This window comes from Nitrospirota bacterium (assembly GCA_013388455.1).
Classification (GTDB): domain Bacteria; phylum Nitrospirota; class Thermodesulfovibrionia; order Thermodesulfovibrionales; family SM23-35; genus JACAFF01.
In genome coordinates, this window is sequence record JACAFF010000041.1 from 1 (window position 1) to 25,960 (window position 25,960).

General features: G+C 35.6%; 20 protein-coding genes, 1 tRNA gene and 1 pseudogene. 1 reads left to right on the plus strand and 21 read right to left on the minus strand.

What is annotated here, in order from left to right; genetic code table 11:
- From HXY53_09955 to HXY53_10010, 12 genes and pseudogenes are all read right to left on the minus strand, one after another.
- Window positions 1-137: pseudogene (locus HXY53_09955) on the minus strand (phage integrase N-terminal SAM-like domain-containing protein).
- A 582-nt stretch (window positions 138-719) separates the two neighbouring features.
- Complete coding sequence (locus HXY53_09960) at window positions 720-1,691, minus strand: OmpA family protein (GenBank protein NWF76867.1); 972 nt, start codon at window positions 1,689-1,691, stop codon at window positions 720-722.
- A 412-nt stretch (window positions 1,692-2,103) separates the two neighbouring features.
- Window positions 2,104-2,180: transfer RNA gene (locus HXY53_09965), tRNA-Met, on the minus strand.
- Window positions 2,181-2,240: 60 nt separating this feature from the next.
- Window positions 2,241-2,975, minus strand: a complete 735-nt coding sequence (locus HXY53_09970) for a pyridoxine 5'-phosphate synthase (GenBank protein ID NWF76868.1) — start codon at window positions 2,973-2,975, stop codon at window positions 2,241-2,243.
- A gap of 1 nt (window position 2,976) precedes the next feature.
- A complete protein-coding gene (hypE, locus tag HXY53_09975; GenBank protein NWF76869.1) occupies window positions 2,977-3,975 on the minus strand; it encodes a hydrogenase expression/formation protein HypE in 999 nt (332 codons plus the stop codon).
- Window positions 3,976-4,040: 65 nt separating this feature from the next.
- Window positions 4,041-4,664, minus strand: a complete 624-nt coding sequence (locus HXY53_09980; protein NWF76870.1) for a hypothetical protein — start codon at window positions 4,662-4,664, stop codon at window positions 4,041-4,043.
- Between the two features lie 25 nt (window positions 4,665-4,689).
- Window positions 4,690-5,754: a hydrogenase formation protein HypD gene (hypD, locus tag HXY53_09985; GenBank protein ID NWF76871.1), complete on the minus strand. Its 1,065-nt coding sequence runs from the start codon at window positions 5,752-5,754 to the stop codon at window positions 4,690-4,692.
- 16 nt (window positions 5,755-5,770) lie between these two features.
- Complete coding sequence (gene hypF, locus HXY53_09990; GenBank protein NWF76872.1) at window positions 5,771-8,131, minus strand: carbamoyltransferase HypF; 2,361 nt, start codon at window positions 8,129-8,131, stop codon at window positions 5,771-5,773.
- 21 nt (window positions 8,132-8,152) lie between these two features.
- Window positions 8,153-8,797, minus strand: coding sequence for a hydrogenase nickel incorporation protein HypB (hypB, locus tag HXY53_09995; GenBank protein NWF76873.1), 645 nt, complete (start codon window positions 8,795-8,797; stop codon window positions 8,153-8,155).
- Between the two features lie 2 nt (window positions 8,798-8,799).
- Window positions 8,800-9,144 carry a hydrogenase maturation nickel metallochaperone HypA gene (gene hypA / locus HXY53_10000; protein ID NWF76874.1) on the minus strand — a complete coding sequence of 115 codons (345 nt, stop codon included), beginning with the start codon at window positions 9,142-9,144 and terminating at the stop codon, window positions 8,800-8,802.
- The gene (locus HXY53_10005; protein NWF76875.1) at window positions 9,137-9,457 is read right to left on the minus strand and encodes a YtxH domain-containing protein; all 321 of its coding nucleotides are present in this window, start codon (window positions 9,455-9,457) and stop codon (window positions 9,137-9,139) included. The genes hypA and HXY53_10005 overlap by 8 nt, the downstream gene beginning before the upstream one ends.
- Window positions 9,454-9,849 (minus strand): DUF948 domain-containing protein, encoded by a 396-nt coding sequence (locus tag HXY53_10010; protein NWF76876.1) that lies wholly within the window; start codon window positions 9,847-9,849, stop codon window positions 9,454-9,456. Before HXY53_10010 ends, HXY53_10005 begins: the two co-directional genes overlap by 4 nt.
- 133 nt (window positions 9,850-9,982) lie before the next feature.
- Between HXY53_10010 and ribD the strand changes: the two genes are divergently transcribed.
- On the plus strand, window positions 9,983-11,068 hold the full coding sequence (gene ribD, locus HXY53_10015) for a bifunctional diaminohydroxyphosphoribosylaminopyrimidine deaminase/5-amino-6-(5-phosphoribosylamino)uracil reductase RibD (protein ID NWF76877.1): 1,086 nt from the start codon (window positions 9,983-9,985) through the stop codon (window positions 11,066-11,068).
- 35 nt (window positions 11,069-11,103) lie between these two features.
- On the opposite strand, the gene HXY53_10020 is transcribed toward ribD, so the two are convergent.
- From HXY53_10020 to HXY53_10060, 9 genes are all read right to left on the minus strand, one after another.
- Window positions 11,104-11,433: a transcriptional regulator gene (locus HXY53_10020; GenBank protein NWF76878.1), complete on the minus strand. Its 330-nt coding sequence runs from the start codon at window positions 11,431-11,433 to the stop codon at window positions 11,104-11,106.
- A 28-nt stretch (window positions 11,434-11,461) separates the two neighbouring features.
- Window positions 11,462-12,580 (minus strand): HD domain-containing protein, encoded by a 1,119-nt coding sequence (locus HXY53_10025; protein ID NWF76879.1) that lies wholly within the window; start codon window positions 12,578-12,580, stop codon window positions 11,462-11,464.
- Complete coding sequence (locus HXY53_10030) at window positions 12,581-14,722, minus strand: HEAT repeat domain-containing protein (GenBank protein ID NWF76880.1); 2,142 nt, start codon at window positions 14,720-14,722, stop codon at window positions 12,581-12,583.
- Between the two features lie 36 nt (window positions 14,723-14,758).
- Complete coding sequence (gene obgE, locus HXY53_10035; protein ID NWF76881.1) at window positions 14,759-15,781, minus strand: GTPase ObgE; 1,023 nt, start codon at window positions 15,779-15,781, stop codon at window positions 14,759-14,761.
- A 360-nt stretch (window positions 15,782-16,141) separates the two neighbouring features.
- Window positions 16,142-16,402, minus strand: a complete 261-nt coding sequence (gene rpmA / locus HXY53_10040; protein NWF76882.1) for a 50S ribosomal protein L27 — start codon at window positions 16,400-16,402, stop codon at window positions 16,142-16,144.
- A gap of 2 nt (window positions 16,403-16,404) precedes the next feature.
- Window positions 16,405-16,722 (minus strand): 50S ribosomal protein L21, encoded by a 318-nt coding sequence (rplU, locus tag HXY53_10045; protein NWF76883.1) that lies wholly within the window; start codon window positions 16,720-16,722, stop codon window positions 16,405-16,407.
- 144 nt (window positions 16,723-16,866) lie between these two features.
- Complete coding sequence (locus HXY53_10050; protein ID NWF76884.1) at window positions 16,867-19,221, minus strand: hypothetical protein; 2,355 nt, start codon at window positions 19,219-19,221, stop codon at window positions 16,867-16,869.
- A 1-nt stretch (window position 19,222) separates the two neighbouring features.
- The gene (locus HXY53_10055) at window positions 19,223-19,813 is read right to left on the minus strand and encodes a hypothetical protein (GenBank protein NWF76885.1); all 591 of its coding nucleotides are present in this window, start codon (window positions 19,811-19,813) and stop codon (window positions 19,223-19,225) included.
- 59 nt (window positions 19,814-19,872) lie between these two features.
- The gene (locus tag HXY53_10060; protein ID NWF76886.1) at window positions 19,873-25,908 is read right to left on the minus strand and encodes a carboxypeptidase regulatory-like domain-containing protein; all 6,036 of its coding nucleotides are present in this window, start codon (window positions 25,906-25,908) and stop codon (window positions 19,873-19,875) included.
- Window positions 25,909-25,960 lie beyond the last annotated feature (52 nt).

Genomic DNA, 25,960 nt, shown 5'->3' on the forward strand with positions numbered 1-25,960 from the left:
CGGGGTCTCTTGATCTCATAAAGAAACTTCTTTTTAAGCATAGTCCCATAATAGAATTTCAGGGCATTGATAGCTTGATTCAATGTAGAAGTAGCAAATTGTTTTTCTTCTGCAAGATAGAGTAAGTAATCTCTGACCTTTGCAACAAGCTGAGGGTCATAAGGAAATGAAACTGTTATCCTGCCAGAATCATCTTTACCGATTGTTACTACCCCATAAATAAATCTCCTATTAGATGAGAGACTTAAAGGTTATTGCACTAAATTATTGTATAAAACCCTTGTCTTTTCCAGAACCGAATTGCCTCACCAAAAATCTAAATGAAACTGATTCATTGCCTCATTTAAAATTTAAATGAAACAGATAAACATTATAAGTATTTAAAAGTAAATTTTAGGGATACTGAGATATGGGTTGGTTATAGGGAATCGATTGTAGGGCATTTAGCGAAGCCGTTGCAAAAACACCTTATCAGAGAGTCATTGAATCAAAGCACATAGATAGTGCTATTACAAGAAAACTCAAAAGACAGTACGAGGAACTTAATCCTGCAGAGCTTAAAAGAAACATTACTAAGTTACAAAATAAACTTATTAGATTGGTTACATCAAAAAACAATGCAAAAAAGAAAGATAATTTCGTTTACAATTTTTATGAGGCAACCAAAAAAGATTTCGTTTATATTTTTACGTAAGACAATGAGACAATATTGTTTTAACTCATTCTTTTATAATTAGAATTTCTGCTCTTCTGTTTTCGGCTCTGCCTCTGGCTGTTTTGTTAGTTGCAATCGGCTTTGATTCACTATATCCTACAGCAGATATATTTACCTCTTTAAGAACACCAGCATTAATGAAATAGTTCTTTACAATCTCTGCCCTTCTTTCAGATAATCTTTGATTGTATCGTTCTGTTCCGATACTATCGGTATGTCCTTCGACCTTTACTTTTGAATTTGGATATTTTTTCAGAAATTCTAATGCCTTCTGGAGCTTCACTTCTTCATCTTTTTTGATTACATATTTATCAAAATCAAAATTTATAGTAAGTGACATTTTTTCGATTCCTTCTGGCTTTTCTTCAACTTTCAATTCAGGCTTGAGTTCTGACACAGGTGCTGGCGGCTGGGGTTGAGTAACTGCTGGCTCAGGAGATATTACTGTTACGGTTGCACTGGCTTCTTTTGTCCCTCCTACACCAGTAACCATACCTGTATAAGTAGTTGTAACTGTTGGACTGACTATTTTTGTGGCACCTGTAATCGGGACCTCTTTCCCATCAAGCATAGCAGATTTAACCGTTCCAGATGTTGTAAAAGTAAGCGTTGATGACTGTCCCTTCTCAATCTTTGGTGGTGAAGCAGTTAAAGAACAGTCAGCAGGTGGAGGGCAGAGTGCCTTTGCCTTTGCTGTTGCATCTTTTGCCATTTGTATCGCCTCTTGAGTCCTGCAAGCCCAGTATACACAATATGCTTCATCCATAAGTTCCTTTGCAGCATTAAATTCATCCGGGCATTCCTTATCCTTCCCTGCTTTCTGTGCATCTTCAACAGCCTTTGCTGCTTCTGGCAATTCAGGATGATAATACCAGATTGCACTTCCCTCTCTTGGTGCATATACCCTTCCTGAACATCCAATCAGAAAAATTATTGCTATAAAAATAGCAAGTGACAGTAAAAATATCTTTCTCATAATTTATTCTCCTCTCTGAATTTTATGAGATAAAAAAGTCTTTATAAAATCGAGTTCCGCATACTTTTTGATAATTTTGATAATAATATCAAATTTCCCACAATAAAGCAATTATTTTACTTTTTCTTAGCTCCAGTTTAGCTTATAATGTTCAGGTGGTGATATTAACTCGAAAAATGCGATTAAAATAATGCAGATGTTGTGAGAAAATTTATTTTCCGATACCTTAGTGTGCGGTTATATTCGTTATCTGTTAATAGTTATTTGTTATCCGTACAAAAAATCTTCATACGGACACAGACAACGAACACATAAAACGAGTTTATTTCGAGCAATGTTTGCATTATTCGGGTTAAAGAATTTCTTCAGAAATTAAATAGGGCTTGCATTTCTGCAAACCCTTGATATTCATTGGTGGCGGGGAGTGGATTTGAACCACTGACCTTCGGGTTATGAGCCCGACGAGCTACCGGACTGCTCCACCCCGCGATAGTTATTTATAAACAATAACTTATATTGAAATTCTTTGTCAAACCACTGCATTCTTCCTTAGTCTTTAGAGACTCTCCTCTCAGCTTCTTTTATAATATCTTTCATTTCTCTTACAGCCCTTTCTAAACCCACAAATACTGACCTGGATATAATGCTATGCCCAATGTAAAGCCCTCGCAGTCCATGAATAGAGGCAATTCGTGAAACATTGAAATAATTTAAACCGTGGCCAGCATTAACCAGAAGACTCAAATCTAAACCTGACTGAATTGCTCTAATGACACGGGATAATTCTTTTTGCTGTCTTTTCCCTTTTGCATTTGCATACATCCCGGTATGAATCTCTACCATATCTGCTCCAACTTCCTTAGAAACTTTCACATCTTCAACATCAGGATTTATAAAAAGACTCACTGAAATACCTGCTTCCTTTATTTTTTTTATTGTTTCTTGAAGATGTTTTCTTTGTGTTTTTATATTCAGACCACCTTCTGTTGTTAGCTCCTGTCTCTTCTCAGGGACAAGTGTAACCAGCTCAGGTTTTGTTTTTACAGCAATACTTATCATTTCTCCTGTTGCAGCCATCTCAAGATTTAATTCAACCGGGACAAATTCTTTCAGTAGTCTCAAATCTCTATCTTGAATATGTCGTCTATCCTCCCGTAAATGAACTGTAATTCCATCTGCACCTCCTAAGATAGCAAGAGTAGCTGCCATAACAGGACCAGGTTCAATTCCCATCCTTGCCTGTCGTATTGTCGCTATATGATCAATATTTACACCAAGAATCATCTCAGCATATCCTCGGCAGCTGATCTCCTGAAAGCATCTCAACAATCCTTGTGCCACCAATAGACGTCTTCAACAAGACCATGCTTTGTGGTGATTCCTTCACTTCGCCGATGATTTTAGATTCTTTTCCAAGCGGATGTTTTCTCATTATTTTTAAAAGAGCCTCTGCAACTGAAGGATCAACAATAGCAACGAGTATACCCTCATTTGCAATATAAAGAGGATCAAGACCGAGTAGTTCAGAAGCTCCTTTAACACCTGAAGGCACCGAGATTAAATCCTCATAAATCATTATGCATAAACCAGAATCAATAGCTATCTCTTTAAGCGTCGTTGCCAGTCCTCCTCTTGTAGGGTCCCTCATAGCGTGAATCTTCTTTGTTTTTTTAAGCATCTCCTGAACAAGACCATTTAAAGGTGCTGTATCACTTACTACTGGGGGATCAAAACTCAGACCGTTTCTCTCTGCAATGATTGATATGCCATGATTTCCAATAGGACCACTCAAGATGACTTTATCAGACGGCTTGACCTGTGATGGTGAAATCTCAATACCTTTTTTTATAATTCCAACTCCAGAAGTATTGATGAATATTCCGTCTCCTTTACCCTTATTTACGACCTTAGTATCGCCGGCAACTATCTTTACTCCTGCTTTTTGAGCGGCTTCAGACATTGATATAAGAATCTTCTTTAAATCATCAAGAGGAAATCCTTCCTCAAGAATAAGTCCTGCTGTAATATATAGCGGTATTGCACCCACCATTGAAAGGTCATTAACCGTGCCATATACGGCAAGCTCTCCGATATTTCCACCGGGAAAGAATACTGGTGATACAACATAAGAATCTGTAGTTAATGCGACTCTGCCTTTATTAAGGCCATCAAGGACTGCAGAATCGTTGAGTGTTTTCATTTCGAACCTGGGGACAAAATGTTCTCTTATCAGCTGATACATAAGCCTACCACCACTGCCATGCCCGAGGAGAATTCGATCCATAATGAAACCTCCTGATTTATTCGCAATATTTTAGCATACTAATAATTATAATAGATAGTGTTCGATTATTCTGGTGGAATCCATATGCCTGAAAGAAAAAGTGGCAGTTCAGCAGCACATTTTGGTCCAACAATAACCCTCCAACCACTTAATTTTTCTATTCTTTCTTTCAGTGAAGCAACAAGTCCCGGGATAATAATTTCTCTTTTGTTTACCTTTTCTTCAATCCTTGTTTCTTCTAATGCCTTTAGTATTCTCTCTGCTGTCATTGTCTGATAGATCATTGCCATATCAACTGTATTACCTTCTGTATTTACAAAAATAACAAAGAATGGACAGATTGTTGTTCCTAAAACACTCAGAAGAACTTGCTCAGTGTATTCATTATTTCCTGTTATAAGAACTATTGAATCTGCTCTTGGATTATTCAATTCTATAAGTCCTGTTAAACCAGGTCTTGGATGAACAAGAAGAGGGACTTCAGGCCATATTTCTCTGATATTTTGAACAGTCTTTATGGCATAGGCCTTATTTTTGCTTATGGATGGACATTCTTCAGGTCTTTTTGTATTGGAAATAATTGCTTCTATAAATTCCTCACATGAGGAAAATCCACATTGAACACAATCTGTTTTATTGAAATATCTTAAAAAATTGATTTCGTCAAAATATAAATCTGCTGATTTCAAAAATCACACCAGATATAATCTCAAATCATTTTATAATTCCTGAATATTTATAATAGGCTGCGCAGCTTCCTTCAGTGCTAACCATACAGGCACCAACAGGATGTTCAGGGGTGCAAACCTTCCCGAAAAGTTTACATTCTGTCGGTATCTTCACTCCTCTCAAAACAGAGCCACATTGACAGCCTTTTGGTTCCTCAGACTCAGGAATATCTAAATTAAATACCTCATTGATATCACGGTGCTTCATCTTTTCCTTCAATTTAAACCCGCTTGCTGGTATTACTCCTATACCTCTCCAGTTAGCATCACAAAGCTCAAAATATTCTTCTAAGAGAGATACAGCTTTACGATTTCCTTCTCTTCTGACAACTCTTGTATACTGGATTTCGACGGCTGCCCTTCCTGATGAAATTTGTTCAAGCAACATCATAATAGCTTGTAATATGTCTTCAGCTTCAAATCCCGTTATTACAGATGGAATTTTGTAATCAGCAGCAATAAATTCATATGGTTCACTTCCAATAATAGTACTTACATGTCCTGGAAGAATAAAACCATCAATGTGCAAATCAGGTGAATCCAGAAGCGCTTTTAAAGCTGGAGGCACTACTTTATGTGCAGAATAAATATAAAAATTCTTTATGCCTAATCTCTCTGCTTCCAAAATAGTTCCTGCTACAGACGGAGATGTGGTCTCAAATCCTGTTGCAAAGAAAACAATATTTTTATCTTGATTTTCTGAAGCGAGTTTTAATGCGTCCATCGGTGAATAGACTATGCTGACATGCGCTCCCTCGGCCTGTGCATGAAAGAGCGACTGCTTGTTACCAGGCACTCGCATCATGTCACCAAATGTGGTAAGAATACTTCCATTGAGTCTCGATATTGCAATTGCAGCATCAACATCACGTATTGGAGTTACACAAACAGGACAACCAGGCCCGCTAAGGAGTTTAATGTTTTTGGGTATTATATCTCTAATCCCATGCCTGAAGATCGCCACAGTATGGGTTCCGCAAACTTCCATCAGTTTTATAGACTTACCAATAGTGTCACTAAGGTTTTTTATCTTTTCAATTACTTTCTTCATTAGTTACTCCTTACATTTACTTTTCTATTGATTCTATTCCTGCCTTTATTCTCTCTCTTATAATATAAGCCTGACCAAGGGATATTCCAGCATCATTTGTTGGCACCTTATCATGTATTAGTACTTCCATACCATCTGATTCAAGATCTGGAATCACTCGCTCGAGTAAATACATGTTTTGAAATACTCCCCCACATAATGCAACACGATTTATCATCGTGAGTGAAGCAAGTTTCTTCACAACTTTTGTAATTACCTTGATAATGCTATTGTGAAATTTAGATGAAATAATTGCTTTTTCTGTTCCTCTTTTTAAGTCCTCTATTATCCTTAAAATAGTTTGAGAAAAATCGATCTCAATTGTATCTCTGAATTTTATATTTACCGGATAATCATCAATAACATAAGGATTTGTTATTGCCTCAAGGGCAATTGCTGCCTCTCCTTCAAAAGTATTATAATCACATAGACCTATGATTGCAGAAACTGCATCAAAAAGCCTTCCCGCACCCGATGTCAGAGGTGAGAACTGTCTTCTATCAAGAATCTGTATGATATCCTTTATCTTTTTCTCACCATATTTATCGATAAAGCTGATTAAACGAAGGTATTGAATAACATCTTCTCCGGCAAAATCTTTTACGTAACTAACTGCTATTCTCCATGGTTCTCTTACTGCAATTTCTCCGCCAGGAAGGGGGACATATTTAAAATGACCTGCCCTCTTGAATCCTTCTATGTCTGCTATTAGAAACTCCCCTCCCCAGAGATTTCCATCCGTCCCGTATCCAGTACCGTCAAAGGATACACCAATTACCTGTTCCTTAATACCCTTTTCTGCCATAACAGAAGCAACATGTGCATAGTGATGTTGTATGCCGATCTTCTTTATGTTATCCTGCCTTAAAGCCCATTGGGTTGATAGATATTGTGGATGAAGATCATAAGCCAGAGCTACAGGATTAACCCTATAAACATCTTTCAAGTTCTTAAGACTCTCTTCATAAAACATTAGTGTTTCATAGTTCTCCATGTCTCCGATATGCTGACTGGGTATTGCATAACTCCCTTTTGTTAGTGTAAAAATATTCTTTATATCAGCCCCACAACCAAGGACATCGGGGCCGTCTTCATGAAAGGCAATTGGGTCAGGAACATATCCTCGTGAACGTCTTATGAAAGAAATTGATGACCCATCTTTCATAACTTTAAGTACTGAATCATCTACTCTCATAAATATATCCCTGTTATGAACAAGAAACGCATCAGCAATATCTGCAAGCTTGGAAATTGCCTCTTCATTATCAATAACAATAGGTTCTTCTGCAATATTTCCACTTGTCATAACGAGAGCTTTGAAATTAGTCTTAAGTTGAAATTCATTAGAAAATGTAGTCATTGGGTCTAAACTGCGTGAATTTTCATCTAAAGGATAATAGAAAAGCAAATAATGCAACGGCGTGTAAGGAAGCATGAAACCAATATAAGGATTCTTTGGAGAAATAGCTTCTGGCAATGAGTTTTTTATTTTTTTTAAAAGTACTATGGGTCTTTTGTTCGAAATAAGAACAGATTCCTCCTGAGGTGACACTTCACAAAATTGTTTTATAGTCATCACATCTGGCGCCATAAGTGCAAAAGGTTTATTGCTTTTTCTTTTCTTCAACCGCAATCTGTTTACTGCATCCCCATTTGTAGCGTCACAGGCAAGGTGGAAACCACCAAGACCCTTAATCGCCACTATATCCCCTTTTTTAAGTAAGTCTATAGTCTTTTCTATTGCTTTTTGACCGATGAGTGTCGACTGGTTACTTTCTACTAAACTTACATGTGGACCACAGACATGGCATGCATTTGGCTGTGCATGAAATCTTCTGTTTCCTGGATCATTGTATTCATTATTACAATCATTGCACATTTTGAATATAGACATCGTAGTATTTGGCCTATCATAAGGAACAGATTTTGTAATAGTATATCTTGGCCCACAATTTGTGCAATTTATAAATGGATAAAGATATCGTCTGTCATTCTCATCAAGGAGTTCTTTGAGACAATCCGCACAAATAGATACATCCGGAGAGATGAGGGTAAAACTCCCCTCATCCTTACTCTTTAAAATGCTGAAATCCGTATAACCAAAATAAGGTAGATTAATAATATCAGTGTTCATTATTTTCGAAAGAGGTGGGGCTTCTTTATGAAGTCTTTCAATGAAAGCAGAACTTTTATCCCCCTCTATCTCTATAATGACACCTTCGGATGAATTTAAAACAAAACCTTTAAGATTGAGTGACTTTGCAAGGCTGTATACAAAAGGCCTAAAACCAACTCCCTGAACAATTCCTTTGACTACTATCTTTAATCTGGAATTCATTAGTCTTTTCTGAATATTTTCTTACTTTACCTTTGATCTTATCCATTCTGTCCATTTATTTATTCCTTCCCCTGTTTTGCAGGAAACTTCAAATATCTTCAATTTAGGGTTAAGGGATAATGAATCCTTCTTGATCTTTCCTAAATCTGCATTGGTATAAGGTAATAAATCAATCTTATTCAAAATAAGAGCGGATGATTCCTGGAACATTAATGGATACTTAAGTGGTTTATCATCTCCTTCTGCTATGCTTAAAAGCATTACTTTTATATCCTCACCAAGAACGAATTCTGCAGGACATACAAGGTTGCCAACATTCTCGATAATAAGGAGATCAAGTTTTTTCAATGGCAGGTCTTTCATAACTACATTAATCATGTTTGCATCAAGATGGCAGCCGCCTCCAGTATTTATCTGGACAACAGGTATCCCAAGACTATCAATACGTCTTGCATCATCACTACCTGCGATATCTCCTTCTATCACTCCAATTTTAATTTTACTTTTAAGATCTTTTATCGTCCTTTCAATAAGAGACGTTTTTCCTGCACCCGGAGCGCTCATGATGTTTATAACAAATACTTTAGCTTCCTTAAATATTTTCCTGTTTTCATCAGCAATTCTCTCATTCGCTTCAAGGATATTCTTTACAACTCTTAATTTCATTACTAAAAAACCTCCATCTCGTCAATATTCAATTCCCTGCCCGTTTCGATCACCAGTTGTGTGCTTCCGCATTTCTGACACTCCAACACATATGCTTCTTCAACAGAAAATCTACATTCGCAATTTTTGCAGTATCCGCTTACCTTGATTTCATTGATGGTTAAAGATGCCTTCTCAGCTATAGTTCCAATCTTTAAAGTTTCGAAGGCAAAAAGAAGAGAGTCAGGCACCACACCTGAAGCCTTACCAATCTTCACACTTATGGATTCTATTCTTTGATAACCACCCTTTTTACAATGTTCTATTGCTATATCGAGCAAGCCCTGGGCTATTGAAACCTCATGCATTAGATTCTTTTGTCAATCTCTCTTTCTCTTTTTCATATGCTTCTTTACCTGCCTCTATAGCAGTTGATATCATGGATTTCTTGTCATGTATGAAATCTTTGCCTTTATCGATTGATGATGTTACCTTCTCTTTTATGCTTCCTGCGTAATCCACTGCTTTCTCTCTTATATCGTCGGTAAAATCTTTAATCTTCTGCCTCGTTTCTCGACCTGATTGCGGTGCTAAAAGCAGTGCAATCCCTGCGCCAACTAAACCACCAAGCAAAAACGAAAGAAGTATACTGCCATGGCCATATCCACCTTCTTCTCTCATTTTCCATCTCCTTTCTTTGATAAAAGATTATTCATTAAGACTCCGAGACCCGCTTTTATTCCAGCTTTTACACCTGAAGCTTTAATTGATGCTATCCCAGTAATATGACCAATGATATTGCCTACCTGTTGCAATTGCATTGCAACATCCCTCAACACCCCAGAAAGGCTTTTAACATCCGAAGTTATTGCATTTACATCTTGTGAAACATCTCTTAAATTACGTAAAGTAAATTGTAATTCTTCAAGCACTGGTTTAAGAGAGGTCTCGGTCGTCTTTAGAAAATCATTTAATGAGCGAACTGTTCTTCTTAAATCTATTATTAGCAAAATGATAAAAAATGAAGTTATAACACACGTTAATACTAAAAGTATTATCCAGAATTTGTCCATAAAATATTATAACAGATTAAATGCCATGTGAGAAACAAGTTTTCACATTATTAAATAAAATATTATCAATCAATCTATCAATACATCTATGGTATGATAATTTTTATTAAATTTTTTACAATTCTATAAAATCATGAATGATGAATTTTATATAAAACGTGCTCTGAGACTCGCAGCAAAAGCGAAGGGGTTAACAAGTCCAAACCCTATGGTTGGAGCTGTTCTCGTTAAAAATGGGAAAATCATCTCTGAAGCATATCATGAAAAACCAGGGTCGCCCCATGCAGAAGTGCTCGCATTATCGAAAGCTACTGAAAAAGCAAAAGATTCTACACTTTATGTAAATCTTGAACCATGCTGTCATACAGACAAAAGGACACCACCCTGTACTAAGGTAATAATACAATCCGGTATAAAAAAAGTTGTAGTTAGTATGCTTGATCCTAATCCAAAGGTTTCTGGAAAAGGTTTATTCGAGCTTCAAAATGCAGGGATAGATATTGTAACAGGCGTTCTTGAGAATGAAGCAAAAAGGTTGAATGAATTTTATATAAAGCACATTACAACAGGAAAACCATTTGTGATATTAAAGGTTGCAATGACACTTGATGGTAAGATTGCTACACCTGAAGGACAATCTAAATGGATCACTGGAGAAAAGTCTCGAAAATTTGTTCATCAGCTAAGAAGTTCAGTAGATGCAGTTATGACAGCGATTGGGACTGTTAAGGCAGATGACCCACAGCTTACTGCCCGCATAAAAGTCGGGAAAAATCCTATAAGGATAGTTATTGACCCAAATCTTGAGATACCGATAAATGCAAAAATTCTTCAGACACCACCTGATACAATCATAGTCACAAAGACCAAGTCATCAAAGACAGATTATTTAATAAATTCAGGTATTAAAATTATATTTTATAAAGTAAAACTTGAACTTAACTGGTTAATGAAACTCCTTGGAGAAATGGGAATTATATCAGTACTTGTTGAGGGTGGCTCATCAATAAATTCGCATTGTCTAAATGAAAATATTATAGATAAAGTTATTTTTTTCATTGCACCAAAAATTATTGGTGGCAAGGAGTCTTTTCCCGCTGTTGGAGGAAAAACGTTTAAAAAACTTGAAGAAGCTTATAAAATTAAAAATACTAAAATTAGAAAAATTGGTGAGGATTTCCTCATTCAAGGATATATTGATTACGACAGAATTAATTAACCTATATAAACTAATAGACAGACTTAAACCGTCTTTTATTTGTCTTCAATAGAAAAAAGAGAATCCTTTATAAAAGAACCTTTACAAACAGGGCATTTGCCCGGTTTTTTTAATCTGTCTCTTTTTCTGAATTCAAATCCACATTTTCTGCATGAAGCCGGAATAACAACAAGTGGTTGGTTTTTCGTATTCATACTTTTCTGAATATGTTCAAGGTGATCATAAACTTCCTTTTCAGAAATCATAACTTCTTTAGAGATGTCTTTTGCAGTCAGAATGTTTCCCCTCAGAACAGAGACTATTTTTTGGCGGACGGTCTCTAAACGCTCGTATGGTACGAATGGTTTTTTAGATTTCTTTTCTATCATGGTATCGTCTTCTTCAATTACTAAACTATTCTGAAAGAGCTATATTGATCGTTCTTATAAAATTATCCAATAATACAGGATTGAATACTCCTCCAGCTTCTTTTTTCATAATTGCAATTACTTCTTTTATTTCTAATTCCCTTCTGTAAGGTCTTCGGCTTCTTAATGCATCAAAATAATCTGAAATTGCAACACACTGGCTACATATGTGTTGTTTTTTACCATTTACTTTCAATTTTGGATATCCCTTTCCATCATATCTTAGATGATGTTCGAATGCTACGATCGAAGCAAGTCGGGGAAGGCTATCGAGTTTTGCAAGATATCGTGCTCCATATAAAGGATGAAGTTTAATTTCTTCCCACTCCTCTTCGTTAAGGGAATCCTTTTTTTCCAGTACTTCTTTTGAAATAAATAATTTTCCAACGTCATGAAGCAATGCAGAAATACCTATATCGCGAAGAACGCTGTCCTGCATTCCAAGAGATTCTGCTTGAAACATCGTTAGAACTGCAACATTTGTAGCATGTGTGTAAGTATATTCGCTGTAAGATTTAACAGGACTTATTAGTTTAAGGATACCAACTTCTTTTCTAAAAGTTAGTATAAAATTTACCACTATTTCTTCAAGTCCTGCTACATTCAATTTCTTGAATGGAGAAATTCCTTTGTATACTTCTTTTACCATTTCAACTTGCTTAGAAGAAAAACTTGGCAGATTATCCAGATTAATGTCGATACTCGAATCAATCTTGAAACCTCCAATTTTGACATCTATAACACCTGTCCTGATATGCGTAAATGTTTTTAAATTTTCATCACTATCTGATATATAAGCAATCAACTGTTTTATCTCAGGAAAAGTTATTCCTCTTAAAAAATCGATTCTTGAGATACCTTTTCTTTTTAATCGCTTCATCAGATTTATTCCTTGAACTCCTACATCCCTTAAGGGTAATTTATTGGCAATTAAATCACCCTCCACAATCATAATCTCAAGACACTCCACTCCTTCTAAAATTTCATTCAATATCGATATAGCCTTTTGAGAGAGGGCTTCAACAGATGCATGATCTCTGGAATAAAGTGAACAATTCGAAACAGCTGACATTAATGTTGATATAAAAACATTTATTAAATCCATTTAATTCTTTTGTTCCTTTTTTAAACGTAAAGATATTTCCTGTATATATTCATTTTTTGATTTCAATCCGATTTTGATAAAATCTTGAATATTTTCATAGGGATAATTTTTTAGTGTTCTGTATATTTCTTCTTTAAGTTTTTCAGATGCACCTTTAAAGATAATGCTCTTTTCTGATAGTAAAGACTTAAAAACATCGAGCGCACGCAGATCTCCAATTTCGCCAAGAGCCTTAACAATAGGTATTTTATAATACAGGTCTACGCCGCTTATACCCCTCTTTTTCAGCATCTGTATTAGTTCCGGAACTACTTCACGAATTCTAAATGCACCTGCAAGATATATCGCCTGATCTACAATTTCTCTGGAAGAAGACCTCAGAGAATCTCTAATTGCTTCAATCCCATAATTATCACCTGCGATTAGAAGACATTTAATTGCTTCTATACTAACTCTTAAGTTTTCATGACGACAGTAAAGCTTAATATAGGGAAGAACATCATTTCTTTTAGTCTCACAAAGAAGGTAAATCATGTTTCTTTTAACAAACCATCTGTTGTCATTAAGTCGTTTAATCGCTTCTGGAATCATTTTGTCTTTGAATCTTATCAGAAGACCTATCAAAAACTTTCTGACTATCTGTGAATTTTCATCAATGAGAGCATCAAACAATACAGGGATTATTTTTTCATCATAATATTCACATAGAAGCGCAGCATCATCTCTCATCAGTCTCCCTACAGTTCTCAATGAATCGATTATTTTTGAGATAAATTCAGATGAATGATAGTATTGTATTAATTCACAGGTAATTTCAGGAAACTTTTTTTCATTATTATTCTCCTCCAGTACCTTTAATGCTTGAAGAACACGTAGATACTGACCTGTCCACAGCAACGTATCAATTTGTTCTTTAAGAATACCTGTAAAGATTTTGTATTCCTCTTCATTGAGAAATTGAGAAAATAATAATTCAAGAATTGCATAATTGAAATCTTGCTCAATATAATCATCATCATATGCTCTTTTAATTTCTGATAGCTCCGAAGCAATAATTTTAGATGCATCGAAGTTCATCAATTTCTGAATTTCTTTCTGATAAGTGTCAGTTACAAATTTTTTAAAACTACCTTCACCCAAAAGATTGGTAATATCTGTTGAAATAAATATATCGTCTATGAGAAGTCCATTTTCCAAGGCAACATCTTCAATAGCACCCTGAGGAAGTTTTGAGAGTTTGTCCATTAGATTCTTCAGTTCTTCAGGTATAGCTACTTTCTGCTCATTAATGGCATTCAAAAGTTCTATTAGTTCTTCAATTGGTGTTTCTTTCAATATTTTATAGGCAGAATCTATATCTTTTGAAACAGTTCTTACAGCAGAATTCAGGAACTGTTTTTTAAGCTCTGGCCTAAGGCTATTAATAAAGTCCATGAGTCTCTTTAAATCTTTACTTGAGAAAGCTGTATCAGATGTCCTTCTGATATAAGTGGTTATAACTTTATCATAAGTTTCTTCTTTTAAATTATCATGAGAAGTTCTATTTAAAAGGCGGGCAAGTATTTCAGGCGGAATATCCTTCATATCATCAGAAAAATCCTCCGTCTGTAATGTTCCCTCAAGCAATCCATAAACATACCGCTCCCATAAAGGAGTCCCCGTGTCTTTTGTAGTTTTCCCTTCATCAAAAAAGAATGCTCCATAATCTATAAATCCTGCCTTAATATGTATAAGATTCAATTCATTAAATCGTTTCTGAAACTCTTCTGAAGTCATTTCACTAACTTTTTCTGAAACTAATTTATGAAATACATATAGCTCATCTTTTGTTAATCCTGTTATAAATGAAATATATGCAATGTTCATTTTATTAAGATGTAGAGCAAAATCCCTGTAAACCGGATTTTTTCTATCTAAATAAAAGTCATCAATAATCAATGTATCTTTTGCAACAGCGAGGGTAATCTCTGCTCTTAATTCAAAAAGTTTTTGTAAAAATTCAAAAGCCCTATTCAGTGATTTATCAACCGAAGGATGATCTTTTGGATAAATTGCGACATTACGGCGTGAAATATTAAGCTCGATGATTGCATCACTCAGCAACCTGGCATCAAGAGGAATTTGTTCCGATTCTTCCGGCATAGTATTATTTTATAAATGGAAGAGCCGGACTTATTCTCATGGTGGTGTCCTTTTTAATCTGAAAGTTAATACTTTTTTTGAGAGAAACGAAAGAAGTTCTTTAATACCTATTCCTGTTATTGAGGAAACTTTTAAAAACTCCATATTATTATTCTTACAATATTGTTCAATCCTGTCAAGTTTTGTTCTTTGTATGGCTAAGTCGAGCTTAGTTCCTACAACAGTCTGTGGCTTTTTAACAAGTTCTTTGCTATATAATTCGAGCTCTCTGTTAATCTTTTCAAAGCTATCAACCGGATCTCCAATTGTATCATCTGAAATATCAATAAGATGTAAAAGCATCGATGTTCTCTCAATATGCCTCAAAAATTGAAAACCAAGACCTGCCCCCTTATGAGCACCTTCAATCAAACCAGGAATATCAGCAACAACAAAACTACCGTAATCTTCAAGTTTTACCACACCAAGAACAGGATTTATGGTTGTAAATGGATAATCTGCAATCTTAGGTTTTGCAGAAGAAATCACTGATAAGAGAGTCGATTTTCCAGCGTTTGGAAGTCCGATTAGTCCAACATCTGCAAGTAATTTCAACTCGAGTATCAACCACTTTTCTTCTCCTTTTTCCCCAGATTGTGCAAACCTGGGTGATTGTCTTTTAGGGGTTGCAAAATGAGCATTTCCAAGTCCTCCTCTGCCTCCTCTTGCAATAAAAGCTTGTTTTCCATTTTCATCGAGATCTACTATAAACTCTCCTGTCTGTGCATCTTTTATAATAGTGCCAATAGGCACATGAATAATAAGGTCTTCGCCGTCTTTCCCATGCATATTCTTTCCTTTACCATGCATTCCTCTTTCAGCTTTATAGTGCTTGTGATATTTATGATCAAGAAGTGTATTCAATTTATTGGTTGCCTTAAAAATAACATCTCCACCTTTACCTCCGTCACCACCATCTGGTCCACCTTTGGGCACATACTTTTCTCTTCTGAAACTAATGCAACCTCTTCCACCATCACCAGCTTTCACATATATTTTTACAAAATCAATGAACTGCATAATATATTTTACCTTAACTTAAATAATGCAGATATTGCTCGAAAATTTCTTTAACTCGATATGATTATTAACCCATATCATTCATAAATCTTCTCACAACATTTTTATTATTTTTAAGCTTGAAAGCTTGCCAGGCCTGATAGATTTTTTAATTGTATTTTTCGTGTTAAAAAATACCAAGTTCTAACGATAAGCTGACAGGAACCCTGTAGATTTTATAATTGCACATATCCCTGATGCTTTTGGGATGAGGACATTATTTTGATAGCATTTTTGGGTTTAATAAATTGCATTTTTGGTTAGTAAGAGAAATAAAAAAGCGGACATAAAGTCCGCCTTTTACCTGAATTGTATTCTCTCTTATTTAGTTAAAGGATATACGCTAAGCTGCAAACGTGTTCTGTCTTTACGTTCGAAGGTTACAATTCCATCAATTTTTGCAAAGAGGGTATCATCAGATCCCTTACCAACATTTAATCCTGGATGGAATTTTGTTCCCCTTTGTCTTACAAGGATATTTCCAGCCCTGACAAACTGGCCTCCAAATCGTTTTATTCCCAGACGTTTTGATTCGCTGTCACGTCCATTTCTTGAACTTCCTACTCCTTTTTTATGTGCCATAATTATCCTCCGATAACAATCTGATTGATTTCAAGAGATGTATAAGGTTGTCTGTGACCTCTCATTTTCCTATGATTTTTCCTCGGTTTCTTTTTGAATATAAGAACCTTGTCTGCTTTTCCATGACTTATAATTTTTGCAATTACTTTTGCACCAGTTATATATGGTGAACCATAGAGAATTTTTCCATCTTCTTTCACCATCATTACTTTCTCAAGTGTTACAAGCTCCTCAGGCTCATTCGAAATTTTTTCTATTCGTATCGTTTTACCAGGAGAGACTTTATATTGTTTTCCATTGTTTTCTATAATTGCATACATATTGACCTCCAATTTATTAAAATAACATAAAAATATTTTTCAAAACAAGTCTTTGTATAAGTTAGAGACATTTGCGACATTTCTCCTTTTTCGATTAAATACTGAATAGGGCTTTTTAATCCCGGAAACTTATTCTGATAGAAATCATTCGTGTCGCCTTTGTCTTTCAGCAAGGGGTTGCATCTGGAATTTTAATCTCTGACTTAAGTTATTATTCTTCAATTGATATTCATGTGTTAAATTATCAACACTCATTGTATAGGTTGTCTGAACCCCACTCATGCAGTTTCTTAAAATCCCCTGATAACAGGAGCACTCGGAGTTTTGAGGATATGCATTATTTATATACATTATCGCGCTACCCCACCAGATATTCGCTCCCCTGTATTCAATAAATGTAGGATACCACCAGATATGACATGGTGCTTCCATCGGTGCACAAACATCAGGGTCTTCTTCATACTCTACCTGGTTCTTTATTGCTACACCTGTATAAATCGCAGTTGTTGGATGTTGTATAATCCACAGGTCATCTGGATCAGTATTCACCCAGCTTTCATATGAACTATATATAAAATTGTAGTCTGCCAAAATATAAAATGCCCTTTTAAATTCCCCTGCACTAAGATATGGAATTATAAAATCGTATTCAGCAGGTGAAGCATATCCTGGATTATTTATAGGAGAGACTCTTAAGTAAATATCTTTTAGGTCATGTGGATATATATCCCACTCAGGTATTCCATCGCCGTTCGTATCTACCTGCTGTATTGCCTCTACACTGCCTGCTTCATACATTCTTCCATTTAGACATATCTGATCCATATCGTTAAACAAGTCAATAGGTGTTGGTTCACTTATATCTTTGAATCCTACTGCAACAGCTCCGTCTTCAAGTCCAAGCTGTCCATGATATATAAGACGTATAAAAACATTTATTGCAAATAAAGGAATAGGCTTACTACTCAAATCAAATGTGAGCTCTACATAACTATCATTTGGGATTGAACGAATGCCATTTGCTTCTGGTACAACTATGTATGTTATCTCGTTTTCTGCCTGAAAGGGATAATCTTCAGGATAGTTAAGAAAAGGGTCATCAATTGCACGCCTATAACCTACAATAAGCTCTATCGTCCCATTATTCATTTGTTCGTTGTTTGGTGTTGTATTCCTTGCAAGAAGTTTTATCTGTGTGAACCCTATAGATGGATTATCTGTCTGAGCATATGCCCCAGAAGAGGGAAGACTTATTTCTATATTGCCTCTGAAGAAGTAATCCAAAAGCCCTGCTGAGTAACCTACAGCTCGGGGGATAAGAAGAGAGGCATATTCTTTGTAGCATTCAAGATCAAGAGACAATGGCATCTTCTGATCATACTGAGGGAAATATTTTCTTCTATAATCAAATAACCAGCTTTTTACTGCTAAATGCTCTACAACATCGCCATTAACCGCTTTTTTAATATAAGTTCTCTTATTAGTGTCTTTCCATAAAACTGTGTCAATAATTCGTGGAAAAGGGAAATTATGCAAAGTACTACTTTCAAACATCGTGTCCTTACTTAAAAAATTGACATTTGTATATTCTGCTATACCTACAGATTGCAGAGCAGGCTGATGATCAACAAGTATTGTCTTTGTAATGTCAGGATTACCACCTGTGTATCTATCCGTATCAATTATTCGAGAAATGGGTACAGTAGCAGATGGATTTGTTGATGGGATAGTTAAAATTGATTTATCAAAAATTATAGGATTTGCAAGTAAACTGTCCCATATGAAATCATACTTGGCTTTGCGTGTTCTGAATTTTTCTACTTGTGCTTCATATGCTGGTAAAATATGAATGTCATTCCTGACATGCTCAGGCACCGATGCATCCTGCACAAGATGCATCAATTGGCCGATGGCTCTAAAAGTATTCGCAAAATATTTCTCTTTGTCTATTTTTGTAGTTGCTATTGTATTCCCATCAAAGTCCTTTCCTGTTAAAGCAATATAAAAATACTTCCTTGCATCTTGCCATGACCATTTACCTCCGATATTTTGATCTGGATTTTGTGCCCATAACACCTGTGACTGACCTGTGTATGATATGTCAATAACTACATCGTTTAAACCTGCATAATCCCAATCTTCCGCTGGTTTAAGTGGATTATGGAAATGATTGATTGAACGTGTTGGTTTGCGTAAAACATAATCATACCAAGCCCCCGGACGATCTTCCAGAACACCACCTTCCCCAAGCCAATTTTCTATTCTTTGTGTTACGTATTGATTATATATACCAGAATAACCATATAAAGGTTCTTTTACACCGGCATTCAAACCTAAATTTTTTATTAAAAAATCATTTAACGAAAAAATATTAATCGTTCTGTTTGCAATGTTTTCATTTATTGCCTTATGAGTATCTTCATTTAAAGCATGGCCATAAGATGTCCATATCAAAAATACTAAAATTATAATCGTTAATGTCTGAGTTTTCTGTATCATTTTAATCTCCTTCATAATAGGCTTTTGGTATTCCTAAATGCTTACTTTCTTCGTTTATTAATCTAATGAATTGTCCCTGTTTCTTAAGAGAATTTTCACCTGCCACTGGGCTTGGTAAAACTTTTAGCCTATCCTCTCTAATAGTCAACTTCCGCAGCTCAACAATTTCGCCGATGTTTTCACTCTTAGTAAAATTATATGTTTTCATTTTCTCTTTACATGTCTCAATTCCAAATCCTGCTGGATATGAACAATACCCAGGCTTGAAGACAATGAATTCAGGTGGGAGCGTATAATATGTACCGGTAAGGAAAGTAAAAATGGCTGTTATATTTCCACCATCCCGCCCTTTTGGCCCTTTTATAACCCATTCACCGTTTTTGTCAGTAAGTGTCTCCTTTACATCTTTTAGTCGTGAGGTTGGTCCTGCCGGAGTTGCTCTTTCTTCAAGCCATGATGCAACTACTACTGCACCTTCGATAGGTTCTTTCGTATCAGCATCTATAACCTTTCCACGAAATGTTTCCCCACATGCAGTTGTGCTGAAAAAAATAAATGCAAAAAGTAAACAGAATGTTATTTTGTATTTCATAGTTTTCTCCTGTTATTCCAAGGTATAACTATCGTCTATTCTTATAATCACGTTGCTGATTAGAAAAAATTTATTTTCCATATTCCCACGTGATCTCGAATAAATTCTATATAATAAGAATGTTCAACTTCATCCTGGGTAACAGTCATGTCGTATTCTGCAAGACTGTCTTCCAGATCCTTCATTGTGATTTCTCCCATATCTTGAACAATTATTGAAAGTATATCTCTCATCAATTCAAAGTTATATCTATACATTTCCTCTGAATGTTTACTAATGTTTTTTAATCCTCCTTCTACATCCTGATTTGCCAAAGATCCTTTCATCCCTTCCCATTTCCCTCTGAGCAATCTATCCATCTGGGACTTATTCAATACGATTACCGCAATTGTATCTTCATAGAGAATGTTATCAGGTCCTGTTACACTTGCTGTAATATAGTATATTCCCTCTGCTTTCATTCTTATCGTGTATTCATCAGGAGTTGAGGACATGATTTCAGGTATTATTGGCCCTGTTATATTGAGTGATGAGTTTTCTATACTGAATGAACCATCTATTCTTAAGATTACTTCCATTGGCAATATTCCTGACTCGATATTTGAGGTTAACCTTATATAATTGACCGTTGTTAAAGCATTCACATTGATTGATGTGGTTGCGGTATTGCCATCTGTATCTATTGCGGTTATTGTGATAGTATTAACCCCGTCAACCAGTGGTACATGGTTAGCTACAAACTGATTGCCGTAAACATTTGCGACAATGCCGTTTACGGTTACTCCTGTCTCGTTCCCTGTGGAGTTGATTATAACACCTCTGACCATTACATCAGGTCTTGTTATCGTTTCCCCGTCTGAAGGTGAACTTATAGCTATCGTAATAGATGGTGGAATATCTGCGATAGAGGCTTTCCCATCTGTAAGATTTCTGAATCTTCCTGCCCAGGCATTTATTATATTTTCTATTTTAGGAAGTTCATTCTCATTGAATGTGCCTGGTTTTGTGATAAAGAGAAAGGCTGTCTTGAATATCTTCTGGGATTGAGAAGCATCCGGTATCCGCTCTCCTTCAGCAGCAATAATATCATTTATGTTTATATATTTTGCTGTGCCTGAGATTGTTGCCCCGATTTCAGGCATTTTAGTTGGGTCAATAGAAGTATTATCAACTAAAAGCATTGGTGGAACGTGTGTCTTATCATAAATGCCTATGAGATAGAGATCGAGTGAACTGTAATATCTGTTCGCACCAGTTGATGTGAATGTGCCATCTCCATTCTCAATCCAGTCATTTCCATAAAGCACGGATGCATCTGAATCTAAAAGATAACTCCAGTGGACATTGTCTTTTCCGAGAAGGGCTGTGCTGATGTTTCCACTTTCATCTTTAAACTTAACATTTGCTCCCCATCTGTGCATTTGTTCGTGTGCGAGAAGGTTAAGTGTTTCTTCAAATTTGGGATCAATGGGGTTTGTTGTTATGTTTGCAATATTGCCCATATCAATAGTTCCCTGGAGTTTGCTGTTGCTACCAAAGAGTGATGAATTATCAAAAATGGGTTTTCCTATCCCCTGTATGTCATTCTTTACCTCAAGATAAAATGCCTTTGCTTCTGAATCAGGCATGGAAAAATCAAAGTTAGTAAAAATAACAAAGAAATCATATTCGTCAGGATGAGTTTTAAAAAATTCCTTTGCTATTTCCTGCCTTGGTATTGAATTGATTGAGCCATCTGTGGTTCTTGCATTATAGTCTCCTATAAACTCCATCACCGTGATGTTCCTATAATCTCCAATGGTTGTTGCCGAACATTTCTTAGTTGTGAAGGTATTATCCATTGAAGATGAAGCTAATCCATAAGTATTATTCGATATTATTCTGAAATGATATGTTGTATCAGAAGTGAGGTCTGATAAAGTGATACTATGACTTATTATGAACTCCGAATTCGTTATTGTATTCTCATAGCTTGTTGTCGTGCCATATTCAAAAATTGTTGATGTTGGCTGGTCGGTTGTCCAGGTAATTGTTGCTGAATCAGTAGTTGTACTGCTTACTGCTATGTTGCTTATAATTGGAGCAGTACTAAATGTTACTGTTATGCTTTGAGAAGCGGTCTGTCCATATTCATCTGAGGCAAATGCTGTTATTATGTTTTGTCCCTCAGTCAGAAAAATTGATGCAGAGAAATCACCATTGGTTACAGTTGCCTGTACATCATTAACCGTAACCTGTGCATTATTCGTCACAGTTCCTGCAACATTTACTGGAGAGGAGTTTATTAAAGCACCATCCTGTGGATATGTAATTGCTATAGTGAGAGGCGGCAGAGGCGTCAATTGTATATCAAGGGTTTTCGTTTCCCCGGAGATAACCGTTCCATTTGCTTCCTGTTTTAAATAACCTGATTTTTCGAATATTGCTATAAAATTACCAGGGGTAATATTTAATACTGTAAAGTTCCCATCTGAATCTGTGGTAGTTGAGTTTGAACCAATTGAATCATTTACTGTTACCATTACCCCGGATAAAGGAAAACCTGTAGAATAATCTGTAACTTTCCCTTTCAGAGTCGCTTTTGCTAAAGGGGTTAATTGGACATCAAGGGTTTGTGTCTGGCCTGATATTAATGTGCCGTTTACAGTTTTCTTCTCATAACCTTCCCTTTCAAAAACTGCGGTATAAGTGCCCTGATTCAGGTCTGAAATTTTATACATACCGTTTATATCCGTTTCGCTCTGCCACAAATTAAGAAATTCTAATTGAAAGAAGTCGGTAGCAAGATATATTTCAAAATCATTTCGATCTTTTTTACTATATGTCCATACAGAAACCCATCCATTCTCATCATAGTAATTATTACTACTTGTATCTATAACTTTCTCGAAGGATCGGTCTTCTTCATTTTTAGTACCTATCCATTGCGAGGTCAGCGCTTCCCATGAGCCAGATATATCATTCCAGACACCTACAGTAATGGGTTTATATTTGGTTCCTTTGATATGAATATAATCATTACTGAAAGTTTGCTCCTGATTTAATGCATTATCAATATATAACTTGAAGGGTAAGGAAAAATTGCAGGAAGTATTTCCCGAACGTGCTTCACTATTGTTTATACAACTTTTCCATATACCAAAACGCCTTAAAAATCCTTGTCCCCTTGTATAAGGATTGCTATTTTCAAATGGAATTGTTAGATAAGAAACATAATGATACTCTTCATAAGCATCATAATTATCTAAGTTAACTTTATTTATTAATAAATAATATGTCTGGTCTTTATTTAGAATCACAGGATTCGAAAAGTAAAAATCTACCCATGAATTAGGTGTAACTCCAGCATTCATATAAATAGGGTCACTGTATGCCAATATCTCAAATGGTTCGGTAAGAGATGATCGAACAGATATGGAAAAATTTTCATTCAAATTTTGTTCAGCGTACCAGCCAAGGAATAGGCTGATCTTCGTAAGTTTGCCAGTTTCCCCAGGTTTGAAACTCTGGGCAATTGATTCAATATTGCTATCACCTGATATTCCGTTCCATTCAATTCTAAACTGATCAAATTTATTAAGAGGATTTCTTATTTTAAAAAGCTGCAAGCAGTAATTATATTCATAATTGCTAATACTTGTATAAACTTTATTTCCATCATTGTACGCAAAAGCATTATACTGATCTAAAGAAAACGAATAACGTAAATCACTATTATCTAATGGGAGGTAATCTGAAAAGCCTGCATAGGAATATCTATAATCACCAGGACCCAATGTAATAGATCGAGGAATGTTAACTGACACCTTAACATTTGATAAAGGCAAACCAGTATATGCATCTGTAACCTGTCCTATAATTGAAGCTGCTGGCGGAGCACTGCCTGTCAAACTTACCGTTGTGTCATAATTATCCCAATCATTAGATGGTATTTTGATAGTACTATTAAAATCACCAGATAACGTCGGTCTAAAATCAACCTGAACTGAACATGATTCCGAAGTAGATAAAATTCTGCCCGAACACTCATCGGATATAATTCTAAAAGGCTCTGATGGAGTTGATATCATTCCTATTTTCAGATCACCACTGCCAATATTTGATACTTTCAAATCTGCCCACGTATAGCCGCCGGCGTTAACAGAACCAAAATCAATTGATTGAGGTTCAACATTGATTTCCCAATCGTCCAGTCCTCTTGAGGATTGCACACTCACCCATGCCTCTGAAACATCAATCCAGTTCTGGGGAACTACTATTCTGAACTTTATAAATCCAAATCCGTCCATAAGATGAAGAAGCTGTGTAAGATCAAGATCGTTCCATCCGCTAATAAGTTCAAAGCTTAATACGGATGATTGCAAAGAAAATCCATCAGCATTATAGGCATATACATTAACAACCTGTGGTGCACTCTCATAAAGATTGCTCACATAAACACTTAAAACATAGGAAGAAATATCTGTTGCATCAACATCTGTTCGGAGATCCAAAATATCATATCTGTTTTTAAATTTCTGTATTCGTGTGCTCTGGTCCAAAAATCCATCTTTCATAATAGAAGTGACATCTACACTGTTTATTTCCGAACTTGTCGCCGATTTAAGACCTGTACTGTAAACAACATTACTTATCAGGTCTATATGCTCATCACAGACATCTCCAATACCATCTTTATCAAGATCAACCTGAGTTGCATTATAGTCTAAAAGGCAGTTGTCTTTTGAGTCAAAAACTCCATCAACATCATTATCAGTGGTGACTTCTATATAATTAGTCACTGTTTTAGTGTCAGTATTACCAAGAGAATCTGTTACAGTCAGACTGACTGTATATTTGCCAATATTAGTGTATGTATGAAATGGATTCTGTATGGTGGAATCTATAATTCCATCGTTATCAAAATCCCATGCCCATGATATTAGTGTCTGGCCTTCAGGCACACCAGATTTGTCAAGAAATTGGACTGTAAATGGTGCTAACCCCTCTGAAGAATCAACAGAAAATGCAGCCTCTGTCCCTGTATAGAAATTTACATACCAATAATAGTTAACACCCGCCGTATATATTCCATCTTTTACCCATGAAGTGGTTCCAATATCAATTATGTTTATATTCTGCTCAGGATAAAAACTCCATCTCGTTTTAATTGTTTCCCATATGTGGCCAAAAGGTTGTTGTGATACAAGGGCAGGCTCCTGAAACTCTCTCTGAGCCCAGATTGCACCATTTGATAATCGAACATGATATGGAAAATCATTCACCAAAATAAGTTTTCCTACCTGATAGGGAAATACTGAATCGTATAAATTCCATCCTGAATCCCATGCTTGTGTATGGTCATGAACATAATTTGCATAAAAACCATTGTTCGACAATGAAACTCTCACATCTCCATTCTTATGAATAACAAATGATTCAATTCCATCAATGTTTTTCTCTTCAAAAAAGGATGCATTATTTGCATTACCTTTTAATATTTTCGTACCCATGAGAATATAAGGAATATTATCAGGGCCTATGGCAATTTCAAAATTCGATGGAGCATTAATTTTGTTTTCTTTTGGCCAAATTGAAATCTTATTCCATGCGCCCCCTATTCTATTTGCATAATGCAAGGTCATATAATTTCTCCCTTTATATCTCTCATAAAGCTGATAGATGATATGAGGGATATCATTTGAATCTATTGCTATTGAACACATGCCATTATAGGTATATTTATCAATTTCAAGCAATTCTGTGTTTCCCCATGAATTATCTCCTTTAAGACTATCAGAAGTGTTAAAAGTCTGATAATAAGGGCGTTTAAGCCGATCAAAAGCAATCATGTGAATCACATTTTGACTATCTACTGCAATCTCTGTCTGTGAGTATAGAAGCCATTCTTTTGTTGTATTGACTTGTCTCCAGTCATCTCCATTCTCTGAAGTATGGACTTCAAGAAAATGCTCATTATAACTTGTTGATTGGTCACTATTAGCAAAAAAATAATAAAGTCTATTTGAAGATGTTCTTATAATATTTCTGTTTCCATATAAAACATGATGAGTATTTCCTGTATCAACAATCACAGGTGTAAGATTAGCTGCCATGGTCGATAAGGACTCAAATAACAAGAAAAATACAAGATTGAATACGATGTAT

What these genes read in the sequence shown, in the direction of transcription:
- HXY53_09960 (NWF76867.1), bottom strand. Translation starts at nt 1,691, where the DNA reads ATGAGAAAGATATTTTTACTGTCACTTGCTATTTTTATAGCAATAATT.
- HXY53_09970 (NWF76868.1), bottom strand. Translation starts at nt 2,975, where the DNA reads ATGATTCTTGGTGTAAATATTGATCATATAGCGACAATACGACAGGCA.
- hypE (NWF76869.1), bottom strand. Translation starts at nt 3,975, where the DNA reads ATGGATCGAATTCTCCTCGGGCATGGCAGTGGTGGTAGGCTTATGTAT.
- hypD (NWF76871.1), bottom strand. Translation starts at nt 5,754, where the DNA reads ATGAAGAAAGTAATTGAAAAGATAAAAAACCTTAGTGACACTATTGGT.
- hypF (NWF76872.1), bottom strand. Translation starts at nt 8,131, where the DNA reads ATGAATTCCAGATTAAAGATAGTAGTCAAAGGAATTGTTCAGGGAGTT.
- hypB (NWF76873.1), bottom strand. Translation starts at nt 8,797, where the DNA reads ATGAAATTAAGAGTTGTAAAGAATATCCTTGAAGCGAATGAGAGAATT.
- hypA (NWF76874.1), bottom strand. Translation starts at nt 9,144, where the DNA reads ATGCATGAGGTTTCAATAGCCCAGGGCTTGCTCGATATAGCAATAGAA.
- HXY53_10005 (NWF76875.1), bottom strand. Translation starts at nt 9,457, where the DNA reads ATGAGAGAAGAAGGTGGATATGGCCATGGCAGTATACTTCTTTCGTTT.
- HXY53_10010 (NWF76876.1), bottom strand. Translation starts at nt 9,849, where the DNA reads ATGGACAAATTCTGGATAATACTTTTAGTATTAACGTGTGTTATAACT.
- ribD (NWF76877.1), top strand. Translation starts at nt 9,983, where the DNA reads ATGAATGATGAATTTTATATAAAACGTGCTCTGAGACTCGCAGCAAAA.
- HXY53_10025 (NWF76879.1), bottom strand. Translation starts at nt 12,580, where the DNA reads ATGGATTTAATAAATGTTTTTATATCAACATTAATGTCAGCTGTTTCG.
- HXY53_10030 (NWF76880.1), bottom strand. Translation starts at nt 14,722, where the DNA reads ATGCCGGAAGAATCGGAACAAATTCCTCTTGATGCCAGGTTGCTGAGT.
- obgE (NWF76881.1), bottom strand. Translation starts at nt 15,781, where the DNA reads ATGCAGTTCATTGATTTTGTAAAAATATATGTGAAAGCTGGTGATGGT.
- rpmA (NWF76882.1), bottom strand. Translation starts at nt 16,402, where the DNA reads ATGGCACATAAAAAAGGAGTAGGAAGTTCAAGAAATGGACGTGACAGC.
- rplU (NWF76883.1), bottom strand. Translation starts at nt 16,722, where the DNA reads ATGTATGCAATTATAGAAAACAATGGAAAACAATATAAAGTCTCTCCT.
- HXY53_10050 (NWF76884.1), bottom strand. Translation starts at nt 19,221, where the DNA reads ATGATACAGAAAACTCAGACATTAACGATTATAATTTTAGTATTTTTG.
- HXY53_10055 (NWF76885.1), bottom strand. Translation starts at nt 19,813, where the DNA reads ATGAAATACAAAATAACATTCTGTTTACTTTTTGCATTTATTTTTTTC.
- HXY53_10060 (NWF76886.1), bottom strand. Translation starts at nt 25,908, where the DNA reads ATGGCAGCTAATCTTACACCTGTGATTGTTGATACAGGAAATACTCAT.